Below are 21832 nucleotides of genomic sequence, written 5' to 3' on the forward strand. Positions count from 1 at the left end.
TCCGCAGACGGCGGGCTCGGCCGCCACTGAGGTCGGGCCATCGCGCCTCATTTCCCGCCGATCGAAGAGCGTGATCGGCGGGAAATGAGGCGCGACAGCCCGACGGCGGCCTCGCGGTGCGGGGGGCTGGTGGTTGTGTGAGGGGGCGACTTGGGGTGGGGGTCAGCGTTCCAGGATTGCGGTCAGGCCCTGGCCGCCGGCTGCGCAGATGGAGATCAGGCCGCGGCCGGAGCCCTGGTGGGCCAGTTGTCGTGCCAGGGTCGCCACGATCCTCGCCCCGGTTGCCGCGAAGGGGTGGCCCGTGGCCAGCGACGAGCCGTTGACGTTGAGCTTCGACCGGTCGATCGGGCCCAGCGGCCCGGTGAGGCCGAGCCGGTCCGTGCAGAAGTCCGCGTCCTCCCACGCCTTCAGCGTCGCCAGCACCTGTGACGCGAACGCCTCGTGGATCTCGTAGAAGTCGAAGTCCTGGAGCGTCAGGCCGGCGCGGGCCAGCATCCGGGGCATCGCGTGGGCGGGTGCCATGAGCAGCCCTTCGCCGCCGTGCACGTAGTCGACCGCCGCCGTCTCGACGCACGTCAGGTAGGCCGCCACGGGCAGGTTGCGCGCCGCCGCCCACTCCTCGCTCGCCAGCAGCACCACCGACGCGCCATCGCTCAACGGCGTCGAGTTGCCCGCCGTCATGGTCGCGCCCTCACCCCGCCCGAACACCGGCTCCAGCCGGGCGAGCCGTTCCGCGGACGAGTCCGGCCGCAGGTTCTGGTCCCGCGTCAGCCCGCGGAACGGCGTCACCAGGTCGTCGAAGAAGCCGCGGTCGTAGGCGGCGGCGAGGTTGCGGTGGCTCGCGGCGGCCAGCTCGTCCTGCTCCTCCCGCCCGATGCCCCACTCGCGGGCGGTGTCGGCCGCGTGCTCGCCCATCGACCGGCCGGTGCGCGGCTCGCCGTTGCGCGGCACCTCCGGCACCACGTGGCGTGGCCGCAGCTTCAGCGCCGCCCTGATCCGCGCGCCCGCGCCACGCGCCCGGTTGAACTCCAGCAGCACCCGGCGCAGGCCCTCGTTGACGCCGATGGGCGCGTCGCTGGTGGTGTCGACACCGCCCGCGACACCGGACTCGATCTGGCCCAGCGCGATCTTGTTCGCGACCGCGACGACCGCCTGGAGGCCCGTGCCGCACGCCTGCTGCACGTCGTGGGCGGGTGTCTCGGCGGACAGCCCGCTGCCGAGCACGGACTCCCGGACGAGGTTGAAGTCGCGGCTGTGCTTGAGCACCGCGCCGGCGACCACTTCACCGAGCCGTTCGTCCCGCAACGCGAACCTGCTCACGAGGCCGTCCAGGGCGGCGGTCAGCATGTCCTGGTTCGAGGCCGTCGCGTAGGGGCCGTTCGAGCGGGCGAACGGGATGCGGTTGCCGCCCAGGACGGCAACCCTCCGGATCTCGGCCATGTCGTCCTCCAGGTGCGGGTGCGCCCGCCATCCTACCTACTCATCAGTAGACCTACTAGCGAGTAGGGAGTGTGATGTCCCCATGGATCGCTACCAGTCGTTCGCCAGGTCCGGTGTCGGGCGGTTCGTCGTCCGCAAGCTCGGCCTGCCCGACCCGCACCCGCTGCGCAGGCACTCGCCCGACCGGCCCCCGCTCGACGGCCCGGTGCTGCTCGGCGGCGGTGGACGCCTGGTGGCGCCGGTCGGCGCGGTGCTGCGGTCCATCGGCCTGGACGTGGTGCGGGGCGGTCACCACGCCCCCGGTGCGGAGCGCTACGGCGCGCTGGTGTTCGACGCGACCGCGATCGACGGCGTCGAGCGGCTGCGCGAGCTGTACGAGTTCTTCCACCCGGTGATCCGGTCGCTCGGGCCCTGCGGGCGGGTGGTCGTGCTCGGCACGCCGCCCGGTTCCGCCGCGTCCCCGGTCGCGCAGCGGGCGCTCGAAGGCTTCACGCGCAGCGTCGGCAAGGAGCTGAAGCGCGGCGGGACGGCCCAGCTCGTGCACGTGGCGGAGGGCGCGGAGGGCAGCACCGAGTCGACGCTGCGCTTCCTGCTGTCCGGCCGGTCCGCGTACGTGTCCGGGCAGGTGATCCGCATCGGCACGGACCCGGTGGCGGCGCCCGGTGACTGGTCCCGGCCGCTCGCCGGCAAGGTCGCCCTGGTCACCGGCGCGGCGCGGGGCATCGGCGCGGCGATCGCGGACGTCCTCGGGCGCGACGGCGCGCACGTCGTCTGCCTGGACGTGCCCGCGCGGGGCGAGGAGCTGTCCGCGGTGGCGAACCGGGTGGCCGGGTCGGCGCTCCAGCTCGACGTCACGGCGGCCGACGCGCCCGCCCGGCTCGTCGACCACCTGCGGCAGCGGCACGGCGGCGTGGACGTCGTCGTGCACAACGCGGGCATCACCCGCGACCGGACGCTCGGGCGGATGGACGAGGGCCGGTGGGACGCCGTGGTCGCGGTCAACCTGGCCGCGCAGGAACGGCTCAACGAGGCGTTGCTCGACTCGGGCGCGCTGCGCGCGAACGGGCGGGTCGTGGGCGTCTCGTCCATCGCGGGCATCGCGGGCAACGTCGGCCAGACCAACTACGCCACCACCAAGGCCGGCGTGATCGGCATGGTCGACGCGCTGTCCGCGCGGTTCGCGGGCACCGGGACGACGGTCAACGCGGTCGCGCCCGGCTTCATCGAGACCGGGATGACGGCCGCCGTGCCGCTGGTCGTGCGCGAGGTGGGTCGGCGGCTGAACAGCCTGGCGCAGGGCGGCCTGCCGGTCGACGTGGCCGAGGCGATCGCGTGGCTCGCGCACCCCGCGTCCGGTGGCGTCAACGGCAACGTCGTCCGGGTGTGCGGGCAGAGCCTGATGGGCGCGTGACGGTGAGCCCGACCTGGCTGTACGCGAAGGCGGCGCTGACCGGGCTCACCCGGCGCGGGTCGTCGCCGGCGGACGTGCGGTTGCCGCCGGAGGTGAAGTCGACAAGGGCACTCGTCGATCGGGAGCACCTGGCGGCGTACGGCCGCGTGTGCGGGTTCCGGGTGGGTGACGAGCTGCCGATCACCTACCCGCACGTGCTGGCGTTCCCGGCGCAACTGGCGCTGTTGACCGGGCGCGGGTTCCCGTTCCCCCTGCCGGGGCTGGTGCACGTGGCGAACCGCGTCGCGCGGACCCGGCCGCTGCTCGCGTCCGAACCGCTCGACCTGCGGGTGCGCTTGGACGACCTGCGACCGCACGAGCGCGGGTGGCAGTTCGACGTGGTGTCCACGGCCTCCGTCGACGGCGTGGAGGTGTGGGTCGACGTGTCGACTTATCTGCGCCGGGAGCGCGGCGCTCCCGGCCGCGGTGGGGGTCCCGTCGGCGGTGAAGGGTCCGGTCCGGGCCCCGAACGGGGTGGACCGCCGATGCCCACGGCGGTGTGGCGGGTCGGCGGTGACGTCGGGCGGCGGTACGCGGCGGTCTCCGGTGACCGGAACCCGATCCACCTGCACGCCGTGCCGGCCAGGGTGTTCGGGTTCCGGAGGGCGATCGCGCACGGCATGTGGTCCAAGGCCCGGTGCGTCGCGGAGTTCGAGGGCGGGCTGCCGGACGCCTGCGCGGTGGACGTGCGCTTCAAGGCCCCGATCCCGCTGCCGGGGCAGGTCGACTTCTCGATCACCCGGACGGGTGACGGGTGGCGGTTCTCGCTGTGGTCGCGACGTCCTCACCTGGAGGGCGTCGTCACCGGTTAGCCCGCCGGCGGCGTCGAACCGCCGATGTCGGTGTCGACCTCGGGCGCACGCCGCGACGGCGGGTGCCAGACGTTGCCCGCCACGAGGTCGCCGAAGCCCATCCAGACCAGGTTCATCAGGCGGGCCGCGACGACGCCCGCGGGTTCCTCGGGGTTGTCCAGCCACCAGTCCGCCAGCGACTCGCCCGCGCCGACCAGGGCGGCGGCCAGGGACTCCGCCTCCTTGCCGCCGTCGCGCGGCCCGTCGGGGAAGCCCGAGGAGTGCAGCAGCAGGGCCGCCACGAGGCCGATCGCCCGGCCGCGCAGGTCGGCCAGCTCCTCGGCGAACGGACCGCCCTGGGACGACGCCTGCCGGTGCAGGACCTGCCAGCTCGCCCGGTTCTCGCCGACGAACCCGAAGAACGCCCGCAGGCCGCTCCACAGCTGCACGTCCGGCGGCTGGTCGGGCTCGACGCCGTGCGCGATGGCCTCCATCATCCGCGTGGCCTCGCGGCGGATGCAGGTCGCGAACAGCTCCTCCTTCGAGCCCAGGTACGCGTACAGCATGGGTTTGGAGATGCCCGCGACCTCGGAGATCTCGTCCATCGACGCGGCGTGGAAACCGAGGCGGGAGAAGACCTCCACCGCCGCGTCCATGATCTGCCGCTCGCGCACCGCGCGGGGCAGCCTCTTGGCTCGGCCGGTCCGGACCGCCGGTTGCTCTGCGTGCATCACACCCCCTTAGGCCCGCCCAGGTTATCGGACCCCCTTGCCGCTCTACCTACTCACCAGTAGTCTTACCTCCGAGTAGGTAGTGGAGGAGCCCTCATGACCATCGACCTCACCGCCGAGGCCATCGCCCGGCTCAGCCCCGGCGAGCTGCTCTCGGCGCTCCGGCGGGTCGCTCCGGGCGATCCCGCGCTGGAGGACCTGGACATCGACGTCCTCGCGCGCGGCATCGACCCGAAGGAGCTGGGCCGGGACGAGTTCGCCGACCTGCTGGGCGCGCTCGCCGACCTGGCCGACGGCGGCGCGGCCCTCGACCTGTCCCGGATGGACGCGGGGAACTTCGCCCGCATCGTCTCGCGCGCGTCGAAGGACCAGATCGACGCCGTCACCGGTCGCGCCGGCCTGCGCGAGCGCGTCCTCGACGAGGTGTTCCGGCGCATGGAGGTCCACTTCCGCGCCGATCGCGCCGGCGCGACCCGCGCCGTCGTGCGCTTCCGGCTGACGGGCGGGTTCGGCGAGGGCGGCCACGACGTGTACGAGGCGGTCGTCGAGGACGCGAAGTGCACGATCACCAAGGGCGCCGCGCGCGAGCCGCGGGCCACCGTCACCCTGGGCCCGGTCGACTTCCTCAAGCTGGCCACCGGCAACGCGTCCGCTCCCGTGCTGTTCATGACCGGCAAGCTGAAGGTCAAGGGCGACCTGGGTTTCGCGGCCGGTTTCATGAGCCTGTTCGACGTGCCGGGGGCGTGAGGACCACATGGGCGGCTTTTCGCTGGAGCTGAACGAGGACCAGGTGGCCCTGCGGGAGTGGGTGCACGGGTTCGCGAAGGACGTCATCCGCCCCGCGGCGGCCGAGTGGGACGAGCGGGAGGAGACGCCGTGGCCGGTGATCCGCGAGGCCGCGAAGATCGGCCTGTACGGGTTCGAGGCGCTGGCGACGTGGTTCTCCGACCCGATCGGCCTGTCCCTGCCGATCGCGACCGAGGAGCTGTTCTGGGGTGACGCGGGCATCGCGCTGGCCCTGATGGGCACCGGCCTGGCGGCGGCGGGCATCTTCGCGTCCGGCGAGCCCGAGCAGCTTGCCGAGTGGGTGCCCGAGTGCTTCGGCACCGAGGACGACCCGAAGCTGGCGGCGTTCTGCGCGTCGGAGCCGCAGGCGGGGTCGGACGTGGCGGGCTACCGCACGCGCGCGGTCTACGACGAGGCGACCGACGAGTGGGTGCTCAACGGGCAGAAGGCGTGGGCCACCAACGGCGGCATCGCGAACGTCCACGTCGTGACCGCCGTCGTCGACCCGGCGCTCGGGTCGCGCGGGCAGGCGGGTTTCATCGTGCCGCCGGGCACGCCGGGCTTGTCGTCGCCGGGCAAGATCCGCAAGCACGGGATGCGGGCCTCCCACACGGCCGACGTGTTCCTCGACGACGTGCGCGTGCCGGGCCGCTGCCTGCTGGGCGGCAGGGAGAAGCTGGAGGCGCGCCTGGCCCGCGCCCGCGAGGGGCTCCGGGCGGGTGGGCAGGCGGCGATGGCGACGTTCGAGACGACCCGGCCGACCGTCGGGGCGATGGCGGTGGGCGTCGCGCGGGCGGCCTACGAGTACGCGCTGGAGTACGCGGGGGACCGCGAGGCGTTCGGGCGGAAGATCATCGAGCACCAGTCCATCGCGTTCGACCTGGTGAACATGAGGACCGAGATCGACGCGGCGCGCCTGCTGGTGTGGCGGGCGGCGTGGATGGGGCGCAACAACGTCCCGTTCACGGCGGGCGAGGGTTCGATGTCGAAGCTCAAGGCGGGCGAGGTCTCGGTGTGGGCGACGGAGCGGGCGATCCACATCCTGGGCGGTGCGGGGTACACCCGCGAGCACCCGGTGGAGCGGATGCACCGGGACGCGAAGATCTTCACCATCTTCGAGGGGACGTCGGAGATCCAGCGGTTGGTGGTGGCCAGGGCCATTTCCGGGCTCCACATCAAGTGAGTTGATCTCCCCAGGCCGTCTCTAGGCCGTCCGGGGGTTGGACGGGGTCTTTCGGGCGCGGAAGACCCCGTCCACTGTTTTCGGGCGCGCTCGTGGCTGGACGGCATCAGGTGGGTGTAGGTGCGGAGGGTGAAGCCGGGGTCTTCGTGGCCCAGATACTCCGCGAGTTCCTTGATAGACACGCCCTGGGCCAGGAGGACCGAGACGTACAGGTGCCGCATGGCGTGCATCCCGTCCTGACGCTTGGTGTAGATCAGTCCGGCCTGCTTGAACGCCGGCACCCAGACGACCTTGTTGAACAGGTCGCCGTGGCAGACCTTCCCGTCCGCCCTGGCCATGAGCAGGTTCACCGTCACCAGCTCGCCGTTCGGCTTGTCCCAGGGCAGCGTCACGGCGATGGGCGGGAACATCTCCATGTAGTCGTCTACCGCGTCGAGCACACCTTGCGACAGCGGCACTTGGCGCTCCTAGTTGCGCTTGGGCAGCGAGAACACCGCCACGCGGTCGATCAGCCTGACCTGCCGCTGGACGTTGATCACCATCGCTTCCCCGGTCGATGTACAAGCGGTGACCACAAATCGCGTGTCGGTGGACGACCCCGAGGTCTTGCGCGGCATCCTAGCGACCACCGACGCGCTGTTCCTCGACTTCGACGGTCCTGTCTGCTCCGTCTTCGCCGGGATACCCGCTCACCTTGTGGCTGCTCAACTGCGTGATGTCCTCAAAGATGGAAGTCACACCGCGCTGCCACTTGAGGTTGAGAAGACTGACGACCTTTCGAAATATTCCGTTTCGCTGCAGTCAAAGGCTATCAAGAGGCAACCTACGTAGAAGCTGCACTGAGAGCTCATGAGATGGAAGCCGTACGACTCGCAGAGCCTACTACGGGGCACACGAGGTTATCCGTCAACACTCGATGCTTGGCCGCGCCATAGGAATTGTGAGCAACAACAGTCGTTCCGCAATCGAGGCATATGTCCGACTCCACGAACTCGGCGAGTACGTCGACTTTATCGCCGCACGCGACACCGCCGATCCATCAAAGCTGAAGCCCGCTCCACACCTACTCGACAAGGCGATCAAAGGTGTCGGGGTTAGTCTGTCGAGGTGCACATTCGTGGGTGACTCGACAACCGACATACAGGCCGCTAAACGATCGAGTGTGAAGTCGGTCGCGTTCGCGAATAAGGCAGCCAAACTGGCGACCCTTGCATCCAAGATGCCTGACGCGATGGTGACTTCTATGGATCGATTCCTTCCTGCGAGTCGCCATCTTCAGTGAAGCTGAGGTACAACTCGTCTACTGGGTGACATCTCGACGGTTGCGAGATCGTCAAGTGACCCCGGTCGCGCCCAACCTCACCTTCTGCGATTATTGTCCGAGCTTGTTTATGCCAGTCTACTGCCATCCGGTAACGCGGATACGGCAATCGAATGGTGATTTCTGCATGCCTGCCGTCCCGCACGGTAGCAATAGTAATGTACCCATCCGGGTCAGGATCTTCGTGACGCAGAGCCACAATCGGTCCGGTGAAAGTTCGCGGTGGCTCGATCCGGTTTTCCTGAAGTTTTCTTGCTGCGGTTTGCACAACCTCCTGCGCCTCGACAGGGAGCTCGACGCGTTTCGGAATATTGGTTGGCGTGCGTACCGCATCAGCCCATGTGAATATCGTTTCGAGTTCAGCAAGCGCAGGCTGTGCGAGCACGTTACTTACCGCCCTGCACAGCTCTCGACTCACGCCGACCTCGACGGCGGAATACAAAACATCGATAGACGGCTCCACCGCTGGCTCAATAATAAGCTGTTGGATAGCCGCCAACGACTGTGCCAGAGTCCGGACCGCGCGCCGCTCAAGCGGTTCTGGCGTTCTCTTATCGACATCGAGAAGGGCGACCTGACTCTCGGTCTTACTTGGAACCTCTGATAGTGGAACCAGTACAGGAATGATGAAAGAACCGTTCTTAGTGTGGCCCATACGAGCGCCACGAACTATCTCATAGCTAAGTCGGGAATAATTTCCACGTAGGTCACCCTGGGGCCGGAGTGACGTACTAGCCGCACTTCGAAGCATCATTCTTGCAGACTTCATCATCGCCGACGCCGTATCGAGCGGAATCGAATCACTGCTTCGCGTGTCGACCACTGCTCGAAAATCCGTGACATCGGTTCGATAGTATCGAATCTTCTCCGAGAGCCGTTCGGGCACAGTTTCACGGAATGACGCCAGTCGCTCGACTATCCCGACGCGGAAGTCAGGGTCGTCGTTAGAGGGAACCGCAATGGATCGACCGTCCCGTACCCACAGGCTGCCTGCCGGACCAGGAGGACTCTCTTGCCAGCCTTCGTAGCTCAGAAAGGTCCGGATCTCACTTAGACTAGGGACCGCGTATTGCCCCCTCATGCCGTCATTCCCTGCTCAGCAGGAGTAAAGCATGCGACAACGTCCTTATGCCACTCAGTCAGAGTTTCTGCAGTAAATCTTTGCGCCTTAGGAATGCTTATCCTGTCAGTTACGATTCCAGTGTTAACACGGACCCAGAAAGCAGCCGACCGGTGATCAGTCCCAATCGCTGGATGGGCAATCCATTCCGTGTTCAAGTCGTGCTCGAGTATCACAAGTACTACATAGACTGGAACCTGAGCCGCGCTCCACTTCTGCCGCCAGGAGACGTCACAGGGCCAACTAGCAGAATTTCCCGCAATCGTGAACTTGGAGGTGCATTTAACCTGCACGCGTGCCGAGGCCGGAAGATATTGTATCTCGCCATCGACGGCCAGTACGTCTTCGTCGGGCGAGGTCTCGATGAAACCGATGCCAGCTTGGCTGCATATGGATCTGACGTATGCGACACCATACCGAGCCTTCGCCGCACTATCGTGCAGCGTCGCAACGACAGCGTTGCCATCCCCCGCAGCTAACATCGGTTCATCCTCCGTCGATACCGTCCGAAGTGAAATCCTCCGGACAGGTGGTTCACGGTGCTTACCGGACCATCGCTCAGCGGGTCGTCTGTGTTGCAGAACTTGGCTCTATGGGATCAAGGCGCGCCGGCTTCGCTCCGCCCGTCGGCCGCGCGCGGAGTCGGTGCACCAGGCTGGCACGGCGGCGCACCACAGCGGCGGGTGCCTGACCTACAGCAGCTCCCAGCGGCCCGACTCGGGACGATCGCGCGGTCATGGCGGTTGGCAGCGCTGGGCGCGGCGTTCGGCTGCCGCGACGGCTTCGCCGCCTTGCCAACGGGAAGGCCACTCGGCAACAGCACCAGGCGCAGGATGCGTGAAGGGCGTCGCTCAGCCGGCCGTGCGTAAGGCACAGCTAGCCGCAGCGACGCCCTTCGTGGAGATCAGCCGCCAGGCCGTCTCCAGGCCGTGAGGTGTCGGAGAGGGTTGATCAATAACGACGAACGTTGACCAGGTATGCGCAGGTCAGGCCGCCATTCCACGCCGAAGCGCCAGGTCCGCCCAGACCCGGCGCAAATCTTCACCATTTTCGAGGGGACGTCGGAGATCCAGCGGTTGGTGGTGGCCAGGGCCATTTCCGGGCTCCACATCAGGTGACCGGGCCCCGGTGGGCGGGGGTCGTTCAGGACGCGGACGACCCCCGCCCACCGTGTCGCGTCAACCGACCGCGGTCCGGTCGGCGTGCTGCCTGCCGTGCGCTCGGCCCGACCTGAGGTCAGCGGCCGGCTTCCGCCAGCCACGCCCGTTCCGCCGTCGTGTCCGGCACCGGCGGCCAGCCGTTGATGACCGCCAGCAACGACCAGTAGCGCTCCGCCCGCGGGTCACCGAACTCCGCCAACCACCGGGACAGCTCCGGGCCGACGCGGACCGCCAGGACGTCGCCCCACCGCTCGTTGATCTCCTCGACGATCCGCCGCGCCTCCTCCGACGCCGGCGGCACGCCCGCGTCCAGTGCCGCGCGGGCGCGGGACATGACGTGTTGGAACGCCTCAAGCTGTTCCGGCGTGCCGCCCGTGGACAGGTCCGCGCCCTGCGCCCGCATCTCCTGGTGCCGCTCCGACATCCGCCGGATCGACGCCCGGAAGTCCTCGTCGCGCACCAGGTTCGCCAGCTCGACCCACGCCTCCAACTGCTCGGCCGTCGGGTCGTCCGGCAGCTCCACGCGCACCGAGCGCATCCGGTCGCGGAAGGCCGGGTCCAGCTCCAGCCCCCCGAACACCTCGTCGAAGAAGTCGTCCAGGATCGCCTGCCGCTCCTCCTCCGACAGCCGCGCCAATTCGTGCACCGCTTCCACCTCCCCGTTCCGCGCCACGACCCGCAGCACGGCCCGGCGCAGCCGGAGCGTGCGCAACTGCGCGTCGATGGCGTCCGCGTGCGTCCGCGCCACGTCGGCGACGGACACCTCCCGCGCGAGGACGCGTTGCGCCGTGGGCAGGTCCACCCCGAGGTCGCGCAGCGTCCGCACGAGCTTGAGCCGCGCCAGCCCGTCGACGTCGTAGGTGCGGAACCCGCCCGCGGTCCGCCCCGCCACGGGGACCAGACCGGAGTCGGAGTAGAACCGGATCGTCCTGGTGGACAGCCCGGTCATCCGCGCCAGGTCGCCGATCGAGTAGTGCGTCACGGGGACCACCTTGGACTCTCCAGTCGCTGGAACTTCAACCCGATTAACGCGATGATCGGGCAGCATGTCCCGTCGTGCACGGGGTGCGGGAGCTGATCGACGCGTACGGGCCCGCCCTGCTCGCCCTCCTCGCCTTCCTCGTGGTCTGGCGGCTGGCGCGGTCCGCGTTCCTGGTGTGGTCCGGGCAGGACGCCGAGGACGAGGAGGAGCCGGCGCCGCGCAGCGCGGTCGACGGTGCGCGCGGGTCGATGGGCTGGGCGGTGGCGCGGTGGCTGCTGCTGGCCGTCGTGCTGGCGGGTGTCACCGGGTTCGGCCTGTTCTGGCTGTTGGGCAGGCCCGCGCTGCCGTCCGGCGCGAGCTTCACCACGGCCGAGCTGCCGGACCTGCTGAAGATCGGCCTGGCGGTGGTGGACGTCCTCTGCGGGTACCTGCGCGCGCCCTACCCGGAGGACGACCGCACCGAGCGCACGGTCCGCTTCACCGGCAGCCGACGAGGTCGCGGCCACCTACGCCGGGCTGAGCGCGGCGGACGTGTCGCCCGACGCGTTCGCCGCCGGGCTCCGGGCGATGCGGCGGGCCGGCCGACCGGAGCCGGCCGACCCGTCGACGGGGTGGGGCTCAGTACGTCATCGCCACACCGGGGTCGGCCAGCAGCGCGCCGACGTCGGCCAGGAACCGCGAGCCCTGCTGGCCGTCGACCACGCGGTGGTCGAAGCTGAGCGCCAGCTGGCACACCTTGCGCGGCACCACCTGGCCGTCGACCACCCACGGCATGTCCCGGATCGCGCCCAGGGCGAGGATCGCCGACTCGCCGGGGTTGATGATCGGCGTGCCGGTGTCGACGCCGAAGACGCCGACGTTGGTGATGGTGATGGTGCCGTTGAGCATGTCCGCCGGTGGCGTCCTGCCCTCGCGGGCGACCGTGGCCAGCTCGTCGAGCGCGATCGCCAACTCCCGCAACGACATCCGGTCGGCGTCCCGGACCTTCGGCACCACCAGGCCGCGCGGCGTGGCCGCCGCGATGCCCAGGTGGACGTAGTCCTTGTAGACGATCTCGCCGGCCGCCGCGTCCCACGTCGCGTTCACGTCGGGGGTGCGGCGGGCCGCCAGCACCACGGCCTTCGCCGCGAACGCCAGCGGCGTCAGCTTGACGTCCCGGAACTCGGGCGCGTTCTTCAACCGCGCGCGCAGCTCCATCATCGGGGTCACGTCGACGGTCAGGAACTCCGTGACGTGCGGCGCGGTGAAGGCGCTGTCCACCATCGCCTGCGCGGTCGCCTTGCGGACGCCCTTGATGGGCACCCGCCGCTCACGCGCCCCACCGTCCACAGTGGACGCGGTGGGCGCGGTCGACGGCTCGGGCGCACCCGCGAGGGCCGCTTCCACGTCCTCGCGCGTGATCACGCCGCCGGGGCCGCTGCCGGTCAGGCCGTGCAGGTCGACGCCCAGGTCCTTGGCCAGCTTGCGGACCGGCGGCTTGGCCAGCGGCACGTAGCCGCCCGGAGCCGGGGTGACCGGAGCCGGGGTGACCGGGTCCGGAGCCGTCGCCTGCCGCGCCACCGGGGCGGGCCGGGGCGGTGCGACCGCAGCCGCCGGTGCCGGTGCCACGGCCGGCGCGGGCGGCGCCACCGGGGCCGGGGTCGCGGCCACCGGGGCGGGCGCGGGCGCGTCCTTGCGGGCGCGGCGCTTCGCCGGACCCGTCTTCGGCCCGTACCCGACCAGGTTGGCGACCCGGCCCTCGTCCTCGGCGCCCTTCGCGGGCGCGGGCGCGCCGTTCGTCGCCGGCGCGCCCGCCGCCCCGGTCGGGTCGACGTCGATGGTGATGATCGGCGCGCCGACCTCGACCGTCTGCCCCACCTCGACCAGCAGCTCGGTCACCACGCCGTCCCACGGGCACGGCAGCTCGACCGCCGCCTTGGCGGTCTCGATCTCCACGATGATGTCGTTGACCTTGACCGCGTCACCCGGACCCACGTGCCAGGTCAGGATCTCGGCCTCGGTCAGCCCCTCCGCCGTGTCGGGCAGGGGGAACTGCTTGAACTGCGGCATTCCCGGTGTCCCCTTACCAGGCCAGTGAGCGGTCGACGGCGTGCAGCACCCGGTCGAGGTCGGGGAGGAACTCCTCCTCCAGCTTCGACGGCGGGTACGGCGTGTCGAAGCCGGTCACCCGCAGCACCGGCGCTTCCAGGGAGTAGAAGCACTCCTGCTGCACCTTCGCCGCGATCTCGCTGGAGATGGACGACTCGCTGGGCGCCTCGGTCACCACGACCAGCCGCCCGGTGCGCCGCACCGACTCGTACACCGGGGCCAGGTCCAGCGGGGACAGCGTGCGCAGGTCGACGACCTCCAGCGAGCGGCCCTCCTCCTCGGCCGCCGCCGCGGCGTCCAGTGCGGTGCGGACCATCGGGCCGTAGGCCACCAGGGTCGCGTCCGCGCCGGTGCGCAGCACCCTCGACGCGAACAGCGGGCCGGGCGCGGCCGTGGTGTCGACCTCGCCCTTCTCGTAGTAGCGGCGCTTGGGCTCGAAGAACAGCACCGGGTCGTCGCACCTGATCGCCTGCTGGATCATCCAGTACGCGTCGGCCGGGTTCGAGCACGACACGACCTTCAGGCCGGCGGTGTGCGCGAAGTACGACTCGGGCGACTCGGAGTGGTGCTCGACCGCGCCGATGCCGCCGCCGAACGGCACCCGGATCACCATCGGCAGCTTGATCCTGCCCTGGGTGCGGAAGTGGAGCTTCGCGACCTGGCTGACGATCTGGTCGAAGCCGGGGAAGATGAAGCCCTCGAACTGGATCTCGCACACGGGCCGGTAGCCGCGGATCGCGAGGCCGACCGCCGTGCCGATGATGCCGGACTCCGCCAGCGGCGTGTCGAGGACGCGCTGCTCGCCGAAGTCCTTCTGGAGGCCGTCGGTGATGCGGAAGACGCCGCCGAGCTTGCCGACGTCCTCACCCATCACGAGGACCTTGGGGTCGGCCTCCATCGCCGCGCGCAGGCCGGTGTTGATGGCCTTGGCGATGGTCAGCGTCTGCTTCGCGGCGGGCGCCGCGGACGTGGGTCGGTCCACCGTCGGAGCAGCCATCAGTGCTCACCTCCCGCGAAACCGGCCTGGTAGGCCAGGAACTCGTCGCGCTGGGCGTCCAGCACGGGGTTGGCCTCGGCGTAGACCTGGCTGAAGATCCGCGACGCGGGCGGCGTCGGCAGGTTGACGCAGTACTCGCGCATCCCGATCGCGAGCTCCTCGGCGTCGGCCTCGACGGAGTCGAAGAACGCCTGGTCGGCCCACTGCTGCTTGACCAGGTGCACCTTCACCCGCTCGATCGGGTCCTTCAGCTTCCACAGCTCCAGCTCGTCGGACAGCCGGTAGCGGGACGGGTCGTCGGACGTGGTGTGCGCGTCCATCCGGTAGGTGAACGCCTCGATCAGGATCGGGCCGTTGCCCTGGCGGCACTCCTCCAGCGCCCAGCGGGACACGGCGAGCGACGCCAGCACGTCGTTCCCGTCGACCCGGATGCCGGGGAAGCCGTAGCCGCGCGCCCGCTGGTACAGCGGCAGGCGGGACTGGCGCTCGGTGGGCTCGGAGATGGCCCACTGGTTGTTCTGGCAGAAGAAGACGAGGGGCGCGTCGTACACGGCCGCCCACACGAAGCCCTCGTGCACGTCGCCCTGGCTGGTCGCGCCGTCGCCGAAGAAGACCATCGTGGCCTCGCTGTCGGCGTCGCCCACCTTGCCGTCGAACTTCTGGCCCATCGCGTAGCCGGCGGCGTTGAGGACCTGGTTGCCGATGACGATCGTGTACGGGTGGAACCGGTGCTCCACCGGGTCCCAGGAGCCGTTGTCGGTGCCCCGGAACATGCTCAGGATCTGGCCCGGCTGGACGCCCCGGCACCAGGCCACGCCGTGCTCGCGGTAGCTCGGGAACGCCATGTCCATCGGCTTGAGCGCCCGGCCCGCGCCGATCTGCGCGGCCTCCTGGCCGAGCAGCGGCACCCACAGGCCCAGCTCGCCCTTGCGCTGGAGCGCGTTCGCCTCGCGGTCGATCCGCCGCACGAGGACCATGTCGCGGTAGAGCCCGCGCAGCTCGTCGGCCGTGATGTCGATGTCGAAGTCGGGGTGCCGGACCCGCTCGCCCTCGGGGGTGAGCAGCTGCACCAGGTCGGCGCCGCCCTCGTCGGTCGCTCGCAGGCCCGCGATCACCTGTGCCGCGGTCGGTGCGGCGGCGGTGGCCGGCGGGCTGTCCGGCCCCGGGTGCGTCCATTTCTCAGGGGACGACATTGCGCCTTACTCCTCGTCTTCGAGGCCGCCAAGTCGCTCGTGACGACCATGCGCGGCGGCACCGCCAGTCGCCGCCACCCTGGTGAGGGAGGTCGGACAACCGTCGGCGCTGACGGTGTTCTCATCCACATCCTGACACGCGTTCACCCGTGATGGTGAGCCCCGTCCCACTTCGTCATCTTCCCGGCACCCGCCTGAACAGCGGTAACGATAGGATGGCCAATCTTCGGCAGTCCGACTGAGGCGTTCGGGGGACGGACACCCGTGTCCCGGTTACCGATCGTTAACCCGGTCCCCGCTCCGGTGGGCGCGGCCGGTCGGCGCAGCGCCGCTCGGCCGACCAGCCCGTTCGCCCGGCCGGCGCGCCCGGCACGGGTGGACGCCCGACTGTCGGCGTCGCGCGGGATTTCCACGACCCGGTACGCCCGGTCCGCCGGGTCCCGAGGGCAGGTCGCGGCGATCCGCCGGACGCGGGGCATTTAAGTTGCGGGCATGGACCGTTCAGCGCTGACCCGTACCGTCCGCGGCCTCTGGGACGACGACATCCTCCCGAGCCTGTCCGATCTGGTCGCGGTGCCCGCGATCTCACCCGCGTTCGACCCGGCCTGGGAGGAGCACGGCCACCTCGCCGCCGCCGTCGAGCACGTGCGGGCCTGGCTCGCCGACCGCGACCTCCCCGGCGCCACGATCGAGGTGGTGCGGCTGGCGGGCCGCACGCCGCTGCTGCTGGTCGACGTGCCCGCCACGGGCGCGACGACGGACACCGTGCTGCTCTACGGCCACCTGGACAAGCAGCCGCCGGTGGCGAACTGGTCCGAGGGCCTGGGCCCGTGGACGCCGGTCGTGCGCGACGGGCGGCTCTACGGCCGGGGCGCGGCCGACGACGGCTACTCGGGTTACGCGGCGATCGCGGCCGTCGAGGCGGTGCGCGCGGCGGGCGGCGAGCACGCCCGGTGCGTCGTGCTGCTGGAGACCGGCGAGGAGTCCGGCAGCCCGGACCTGCCCGCCTACCTGGAGCACCTGCGGCCCCGGCTCGGCGACGTGTCGCTGGTGGTGTGCCTGGACTCGGGCGGCAGCGACTACGACCGGATGTGGCTGACCACGTCGCTGCGCGGGCTGGTGCAGGTGACGATGACCGTGCGGGTGCTGGAGAGCGGCATGCACTCGGGCATGGCCAGCGGCATCGTGCCGAGCTCGTTCCGGATCGCCCGGCGGCTGCTGGACCGGCTGGAGGACTCCGCGACCGGCGAGGTGCTGATCCCCGAGATGCACGTCGAGGTGCCCGCGAACCGGGTCGCCGAGGTGCGCCAGGCCGTCGCCAGCGCGCCGGGCGTCCAGGTCGGCACGGTGCCGTGGGCGGCGGGCACGCGGCCGGTCGCCTCGGACGAGGTCGAGCTGGCGCTGAACGCGGGCTGGCGGCCCACGCTGTCGGTCACCGGCGCGGACGGCCTGCCCGCGCCGGACGACGCGGGCAACGTGCTCCGGCCGTTCACGACGCTCGTGCTGAGCTTCCGGCTGCCGCCGACCGCCGACGCCGCGGCGTCCGTCGAGGCCGTGCGGCAGCGGCTGACCACGGACGTGCCCTACGGCGCGGTGGTCGAGCTGAGCCGGGTCGAGCACGCCGACGGCTGGAACGCGCCGGAACTCGCGCCGTGGCTGCGGGACACGCTGGACCGCGTCGGCGAGGACGTGTTCGACGCGCCGTGGCGGACCGTGTCGCTGGGCGGCTCGATCCCGTTCATGGGGCTGCTGCACGAGGCGTACCCGGACGCGCAGTTCCTGGTGACGGGCGCGGTCGGGCCGGACAGCAACTGCCACGTGCCGGACGAGTGGCTGCACCTCGCGCACGCCGCGCGGGTGACCGAGGCCGTGGCGGTGGTGCTGGACGCGCACACCCGCCGGTGAGGCGGCGCACCCGACCGGGTTCCCGCAGCTCAGGGTGCATACCCGCCACGGCGCCGGGTACACCCGGAAGTGCGCTGCACCCGGTGGGGTGTGCCCCTGACCCGTCGGTAACCGCTTTACTGGATCGATGCCGCACACTGGCCCAGTGAACGAGCACCGGCAGCAGGCGGAACGGGCGCGGTTGGGTGAAGCCGACGCACCCACCGCGCCCTGGCGCCGCTGGGGTCCCTACCTGGCCGGACGGCAGTGGGGCACGGTCCGCGAGGACTACTCGGCGAGCGGCGCCGCCTGGCGCTCCTTCCCGTTCGACCACGCGCGCTCGCGCGCCTACCGGTGGGGCGAGGACGGCATCGCGGGCATCTGCGACGTGCACGGCTTCCTCAACCTCGCGCTCGCGCTGTGGAACGGCCGCGACCCGATCCTCAAGGAGCGGTACTTCGGCCTGACCAACGACGAGGGCAACCACGGTGAGGACGTCAAAGAGCACTGGTGGGTGACCGACGGCACGCCGACCCACTCGTGGATGCAGGTGGTCTACCGGTACCCGCAGGCCGAGTTCCCCTACCGCGAGCTGCGCGAGATGGCCGCCCGCGCCGGGCGGCAGGCCCGCGAGCCGGAGCTGTCCGACACGGGCGTGCTGGACGACAACCGGTTCTTCGACGTCCAGGTGACCTACGCCAAGGCGTCGCCCACCGACATCTGCGTCGACGTCACGGCCACCAACCACGGCCCGGCCCCGGCACCGCTGCACCTGCTGCCGCAGCTGTGGTTCCGCAACACCTGGTCGTGGGGGCGCGACGACCGCCGGCCGACGCTGGAGGCGTCCACGAAGGACGGCTGGCGGCGGGTCACCGCCGAGCACGGCGCGCTCGGCCGGTACACGCTGCACGTCGAGGGCTCGCCGACGCTGCTCGTCACCGACAACGAGACCAACGAGGCGGAGCTGTTCGGGGCGGTCGCGAACCCGACCAGGTTCACCAAGGACGGCATCGACCGGTACGTGGTGCGCGGCGACACCGGCGCGTGCCAGGTCGTCGGGCCGGACGACGTGGGCGCGCCCGGCACGAAGGTCGCCGCCTGGTACTCGTTCGACCCGGTGGAGCCCGGCGAGTCGGTCACCGTGCGGCTCCGGCTGGTCGAGGGCGACGGGCACGTCGACGCGTTCGGCCCGACGTTCCGGTCCACCCTGGACGCCCGCCGCGCGGAGGCGGACGAGTTCCACCGCACCGACCTGGACCCGTTGCGCGCCAAGGTGGTCCGGCGCGCCCTGGCGGGTCTGATGTGGACCAAGCAGCACTACCGGTTCCGCACCAGGGAGTGGCTGGACGGCGACCCGGCGCAGCCGGCCGCGCCGCAGTCGCGGCGCTCGCCGCACGCCCGGAACGCGCACTGGCAGCACTTCGACGTCGCCGACGTGATCTCCATGCCGGACGAGTGGGAGTACCCCTGGTTCGCGGCGTGGGACCTGGCGTTCCACACGGTGCCGTTCGCGATGGTGGACCCGGCGTTCGCGAAGGAGCAGCTCCTGCTGCTGTGCCGCGAGTGGCTGATGCACCCCAACGGCCAGCTCCCCGCCTACGAGTGGGAGTTCGGCGACGTGAACCCGCCGGTGCACGCGTGGGCGGCGTTGCAGGTGTACCAGGTCGACGAGGACCGAAAGTTCCTGGCGAAGGTCTTCCACAAGCTGCTGCTGAACTTCTCGTGGTGGGTCAACCGCAAGGACGCCGATGGCAGCTACCTGTTCGAGGGCGGCTTCCTCGGCATGGACAACATCGGGCCGGTCAACCGGTCCGAGCCGATGCTGGGCCAGTGGCGGCTGGAGCAGTCCGACGCGACCTCCTGGATGGCGGCCTACAGCCTGCACCTGATGCGGATGGCGCTGGAGCTGGCGCGGCACGACGAGTCGTACGAGGACGTGGCCACGAAGTTCGTGGAGCACTTCCTGAGCATCGCCGAGGCGTCCACCCGGTTCGGTTCGGGCGGGCGCGGCATCTGGGACGAGGCGGACGGCTTCTGCTACGACGTGGTGTCCCGCCGGCTGCCGGACGGCACGGTCGAGTCGCAGCCCGTGCGGGTGCGGTCGATGGTGGGCCTCATCCCGGTGCTGGCGTGCGCGGTGCTCGAACCTCGGGTGTTCGAGGAGCTGCCCGGCTTCGGCCGCCGGCTGGAGCACCTGCTGGCGCGCCGCCCCGAGCTCGGGCAGTTCCTCACCCGGCGGGAGGGCCGCGTGCTGCTGTCCCTGCTGGACGAGCCCAAGCTGCGCCGCGTGCTGCGCCGGATGCTCGACGAGGGCGAGTTCCTGTCGCCGCACGGCATCCGCAGCCTGTCGGCCGCGCACCGGGAGGGCCTGGAGGTGCAGGTCGCCGACCAGGAGCACCGGATGGGCTACGAGCCGGGCGAGTCGCGCACGCCGATGTTCGGCGGCAACTCGAACTGGCGCGGGCCGGTGTGGTTCCCCACGAACGCCCTGCTGGTGGAGGCGCTGCGGACGATCGAGTCCTTCCACGGCGGTCGGTTCCACGTGGAACTTCCCACCCGGTCGCAGCGCCACCTCACGGCGGGCCAGGCGGCGGACGAGCTGGTCAGGCGGCTGGTGTCGCTGTTCCTGCCGGACCACGACGGCAGGCGGCCGGCGGACGGCAAGCGGATCGAGTCGACCGACTCGGCGCTGTGGCGCGAGCACATCACCTTCAGCGAGTACTTCGACGGCGACACGGGCGAGGGGCTGGGCGCCACGCACCAGACCGGGTGGACGGCCCTGGTCGCGAGCCTGTTGACGGATCGTCGCCAAACCGGCGCTCCGGGTGCATCTATTGTGTGATCTACCGCAACCATCTGGACATCTTTCAGTCAAATCGACCGTGTGACGCAAGATTCATGCGTGCGGCGGGGCTGTAACACTGATGTGCTGTGCACCACGTCACCCAGGTGGCAGTATGCCGAGCACTCGACCGACACAGTGACGAGGAGTGACCCGCCGTGGCCCGTCGTACCAGGAACGCAGCGCTCGCCCTGCTACCCGTGCTCGCGCTGGCCGCGTCGGCGTGCGCGACCAAGGTCAACACCGGCTCGTCGGACGGTGGTTCGGGCATCAGCCTCGTCAAGAGCGGCAAGCTGGTCACCTGCACCCACCTGTCCTACAAGCCCTTCCAGTTCAGCGAGGGCGAGAAGACCGTCGGCTTCGACGTCGACCTGGTGGACCTGGTGGCGAAGGACCTCGGGGTCGCGCAGGAGATCTTCGACACGCCGTTCGAGACCATCACCTCCGGCGAGGTCTTCAACACCAACAAGTGCGACCTCGCGGCGGCCGGCATGACGATCAAGCCGGAGCGCGCGGAGGCGATCGACTTCTCCGAGCCGTACTTCGACGCCAAGCAGGCGCTGCTGGTGAAGAAGGACTCGCCGGTCAAGGGCCTCGGTGACCTCCGGGGCAAGAAGGTCGGCGTCCAGCTGGAGACGACCGGCGAGATCTACGCCAACGAGAAGTCCGCCGAGTTCGGCTACACCGTCGTCCAGTTCGAGGACCTGCCGCTGATGCAGACCGCCGTGCGCACCGGCGCGGTCGAGGCGGCCATCAACGACGACCTCGTGCTCCGGGACTACGTCAAGGAGTTCCCGGACACCGCGGTCACCGCCGAGTTCGACACGAACGAGCGCTACGGCATCGGCATGAAGAAGGGCAACACCGCCCTCAAGGCGAAGGTCGACGCGGTCCTCAAGAAGGCCAAGGACAGCGGCGAGTACGACACCATCTACGAGAAGTGGTTCGGCAAGAAGCCGCCGAAGAAGTAGTCGGCTTTCACCGCGGGGCCGGTGCTCGACGCAGCGCCGGCCCCGCCCCTTGTCCCCACTCCCCGCGAGGTATCGACATGGCACTCTCCAAGCGACAACGGGCGAAGGTGTTCCGGGGCGCCCAGTACGCGCTGCTGGTCGTGGCCGCCGCCGCCCTGGCGCTGTTCGCCGACTGGGGCGAGATCAAGCGCGCGTTCTTCAACCTCGACACCGCGGCGGCGATGTTCCCCAGCGCCATCACGGTGGCGTTGAAGAACACCGTCATCTACACCGCGCTCGGCTTCGCGTTCGGCCTGCTGCTCGGCCTGGTGCTGGCGCTGATGAAGCTGTCGCCGGTCGCGCCGTACCGGTGGCTGGCCACCATCTACATCGAGTTCTTCCGCGGCATCCCCGCGCTGCTGGTGTTCATCGCGGTCAGCTTCGGCGTGCCGCTGGCGTTCGGCATCCAGTTCGACATCTACTCCACGGTGATGCTGGCGCTGGGCATCGTCGGCGCCGCCTACATGGCCGAGACGATCCGCGCGGGCATCCAGGCGGTGCCCAAGGGCCAGCTGGAGGCGGCCCGCTCGCTGGGCATGTCGCAGGGCCGCACGCTGGTCACGGTCGTGATACCGCAGGCGTTCCGGATCATCCTGCCGCCGCTGACCAACGAGCTGATCATGCTCACCAAGGACTCGTCGCTGATCTACATCATCGGCTTGGCGCGCGAGCAGTACGAGCTGACCAAGTTCGGCCGCGAGACGTTGAGCCGGTCGCCGTCGCTGACCCCGATCCTGGTGGTCGGCCTGTGCTACCTGCTCATCACGTTGCCGCTGGGCCACCTGTCGCGGTACCTGGAGCGGCGCACCGGCGGGCGCAAGGTGCGCATGCCGGAATCGACGGAGGTGTAGGTC

Annotated in this window: 20 protein-coding genes; 12 read left to right on the plus strand and 8 right to left on the minus strand. The window is 70.3% G+C overall.

Features of this window, described 5'->3' with window-relative positions:
• Positions 1-162: 162 nt before the first annotated feature.
• The gene (locus tag C8E97_RS00845; protein ID WP_121000700.1) at positions 163-1440 is read right to left on the minus strand and encodes an acetyl-CoA C-acetyltransferase; all 1278 of its coding nucleotides are present in this window, start codon (positions 1438-1440) and stop codon (positions 163-165) included.
• 82 nt (positions 1441-1522) lie between these two features.
• Here C8E97_RS00845 and C8E97_RS00850 point away from each other — a divergent pair, with 82 nt between their 5' ends.
• Together C8E97_RS00850 and C8E97_RS00855 are read left to right on the plus strand one after the other, a co-directional pair.
• Positions 1523-2851, plus strand: coding sequence for a 3-oxoacyl-ACP reductase (locus C8E97_RS00850; RefSeq protein WP_121000702.1), 1329 nt, complete (start codon positions 1523-1525; stop codon positions 2849-2851).
• Positions 2848-3702 carry a MaoC family dehydratase gene (locus C8E97_RS00855; protein ID WP_121000704.1) on the plus strand — a complete coding sequence of 285 codons (855 nt, stop codon included), beginning with the start codon at positions 2848-2850 and terminating at the stop codon, positions 3700-3702. Before C8E97_RS00850 ends, C8E97_RS00855 begins: the two co-directional genes overlap by 4 nt.
• Here the strand turns inward: C8E97_RS00855 and C8E97_RS00860 are convergent.
• Positions 3699-4412 (minus strand): TetR/AcrR family transcriptional regulator, encoded by a 714-nt coding sequence (locus tag C8E97_RS00860; RefSeq protein WP_121000706.1) that lies wholly within the window; start codon positions 4410-4412, stop codon positions 3699-3701. The two genes, C8E97_RS00855 and C8E97_RS00860, sit on opposite strands and share 4 nt — an antisense overlap.
• A 96-nt stretch (positions 4413-4508) precedes the next feature.
• Between C8E97_RS00860 and C8E97_RS00865 the strand changes: the two genes are divergently transcribed.
• The 5 genes from C8E97_RS00865 (at position 4509) to C8E97_RS36750 (ending at position 7663) form a co-directional block, all read left to right on the plus strand.
• Positions 4509-5159, plus strand: a complete 651-nt coding sequence (locus C8E97_RS00865) for an SCP2 sterol-binding domain-containing protein (RefSeq protein ID WP_121000708.1) — start codon at positions 4509-4511, stop codon at positions 5157-5159.
• A 7-nt stretch (positions 5160-5166) separates the two neighbouring features.
• Complete coding sequence (locus tag C8E97_RS00870; protein WP_121000711.1) at positions 5167-6381, plus strand: acyl-CoA dehydrogenase family protein; 1215 nt, start codon at positions 5167-5169, stop codon at positions 6379-6381.
• A 291-nt stretch (positions 6382-6672) separates the two neighbouring features.
• Positions 6673-6801, plus strand: a complete 129-nt coding sequence (locus tag C8E97_RS36400; protein ID WP_281275500.1) for a hypothetical protein — start codon at positions 6673-6675, stop codon at positions 6799-6801.
• A 57-nt stretch (positions 6802-6858) separates the two neighbouring features.
• Positions 6859-7212 carry a hypothetical protein gene (locus C8E97_RS35125; protein ID WP_211346890.1) on the plus strand — a complete coding sequence of 118 codons (354 nt, stop codon included), beginning with the start codon at positions 6859-6861 and terminating at the stop codon, positions 7210-7212.
• A gap of 85 nt (positions 7213-7297) precedes the next feature.
• Complete coding sequence (locus C8E97_RS36750) at positions 7298-7663, plus strand: HAD family hydrolase (protein ID WP_121000715.1); 366 nt, start codon at positions 7298-7300, stop codon at positions 7661-7663.
• Here C8E97_RS36750 and C8E97_RS34215 read toward each other — a convergent pair.
• The 3 genes from C8E97_RS34215 to C8E97_RS00900 form a co-directional block, all read right to left on the minus strand.
• Positions 7623-8588 carry a hypothetical protein gene (locus C8E97_RS34215; protein WP_211347317.1) on the minus strand — a complete coding sequence of 322 codons (966 nt, stop codon included), beginning with the start codon at positions 8586-8588 and terminating at the stop codon, positions 7623-7625. The two genes, C8E97_RS36750 and C8E97_RS34215, sit on opposite strands and share 41 nt — an antisense overlap.
• Before the next feature lie 191 nt (positions 8589-8779).
• Entirely contained in the window at positions 8780-9304 is a 525-nt protein-coding gene (locus C8E97_RS36755; protein WP_121000717.1) for a DUF4365 domain-containing protein, read from the minus strand.
• Between the two features lie 754 nt (positions 9305-10058).
• A complete protein-coding gene (locus tag C8E97_RS00900; RefSeq protein ID WP_246018587.1) occupies positions 10059-10964 on the minus strand; it encodes a MerR family transcriptional regulator in 906 nt (301 codons plus the stop codon).
• 74 nt (positions 10965-11038) lie between these two features.
• Between C8E97_RS00900 and C8E97_RS00905 the strand changes: the two genes are divergently transcribed.
• Positions 11039-11683 carry a hypothetical protein gene (locus C8E97_RS00905; RefSeq protein ID WP_121000721.1) on the plus strand — a complete coding sequence of 215 codons (645 nt, stop codon included), beginning with the start codon at positions 11039-11041 and terminating at the stop codon, positions 11681-11683.
• Here C8E97_RS00905 and C8E97_RS00910 read toward each other — a convergent pair.
• Genes C8E97_RS00910 through pdhA form a run of 3 tightly spaced genes read right to left on the minus strand, consistent with a single transcriptional unit; the run spans position 11583 to position 15242 of the window.
• Positions 11583-13013: a dihydrolipoamide acetyltransferase family protein gene (locus tag C8E97_RS00910; protein ID WP_121000723.1), complete on the minus strand. Its 1431-nt coding sequence runs from the start codon at positions 13011-13013 to the stop codon at positions 11583-11585. The two genes, C8E97_RS00905 and C8E97_RS00910, sit on opposite strands and share 101 nt — an antisense overlap.
• 13 nt (positions 13014-13026) lie before the next feature.
• On the minus strand, positions 13027-14049 hold the full coding sequence (locus C8E97_RS00915) for an alpha-ketoacid dehydrogenase subunit beta (RefSeq protein WP_121000725.1): 1023 nt from the start codon (positions 14047-14049) through the stop codon (positions 13027-13029).
• Positions 14049-15242: a pyruvate dehydrogenase (acetyl-transferring) E1 component subunit alpha gene (gene pdhA, locus C8E97_RS00920; RefSeq protein WP_121000727.1), complete on the minus strand. Its 1194-nt coding sequence runs from the start codon at positions 15240-15242 to the stop codon at positions 14049-14051. Before pdhA ends, C8E97_RS00915 begins: the two co-directional genes overlap by 1 nt.
• A gap of 492 nt (positions 15243-15734) precedes the next feature.
• Between pdhA and C8E97_RS00925 the strand changes: the two genes are divergently transcribed.
• From C8E97_RS00925 to C8E97_RS00940, 4 genes are all read left to right on the plus strand, one after another.
• Positions 15735-17147 (plus strand): M20/M25/M40 family metallo-hydrolase, encoded by a 1413-nt coding sequence (locus C8E97_RS00925; protein ID WP_121000729.1) that lies wholly within the window; start codon positions 15735-15737, stop codon positions 17145-17147.
• A 145-nt stretch (positions 17148-17292) separates the two neighbouring features.
• Complete coding sequence (locus C8E97_RS00930) at positions 17293-19968, plus strand: MGH1-like glycoside hydrolase domain-containing protein (RefSeq protein WP_246018588.1); 2676 nt, start codon at positions 17293-17295, stop codon at positions 19966-19968.
• 158 nt (positions 19969-20126) lie between these two features.
• Entirely contained in the window at positions 20127-20939 is an 813-nt protein-coding gene (locus tag C8E97_RS00935; RefSeq protein ID WP_121000733.1) for a transporter substrate-binding domain-containing protein, read from the plus strand.
• 77 nt (positions 20940-21016) lie between these two features.
• Positions 21017-21829, plus strand: a complete 813-nt coding sequence (locus tag C8E97_RS00940; protein WP_121000735.1) for an amino acid ABC transporter permease — start codon at positions 21017-21019, stop codon at positions 21827-21829.
• The last annotated feature ends 3 nt before the right edge of the window (positions 21830-21832 follow it).

Origin of the sequence: Saccharothrix australiensis (assembly GCF_003634935.1) — a bacterium.
In the GTDB taxonomy this organism is placed as follows: Bacteria; Actinomycetota; Actinomycetes; order Mycobacteriales; family Pseudonocardiaceae; genus Actinosynnema; species Actinosynnema australiense.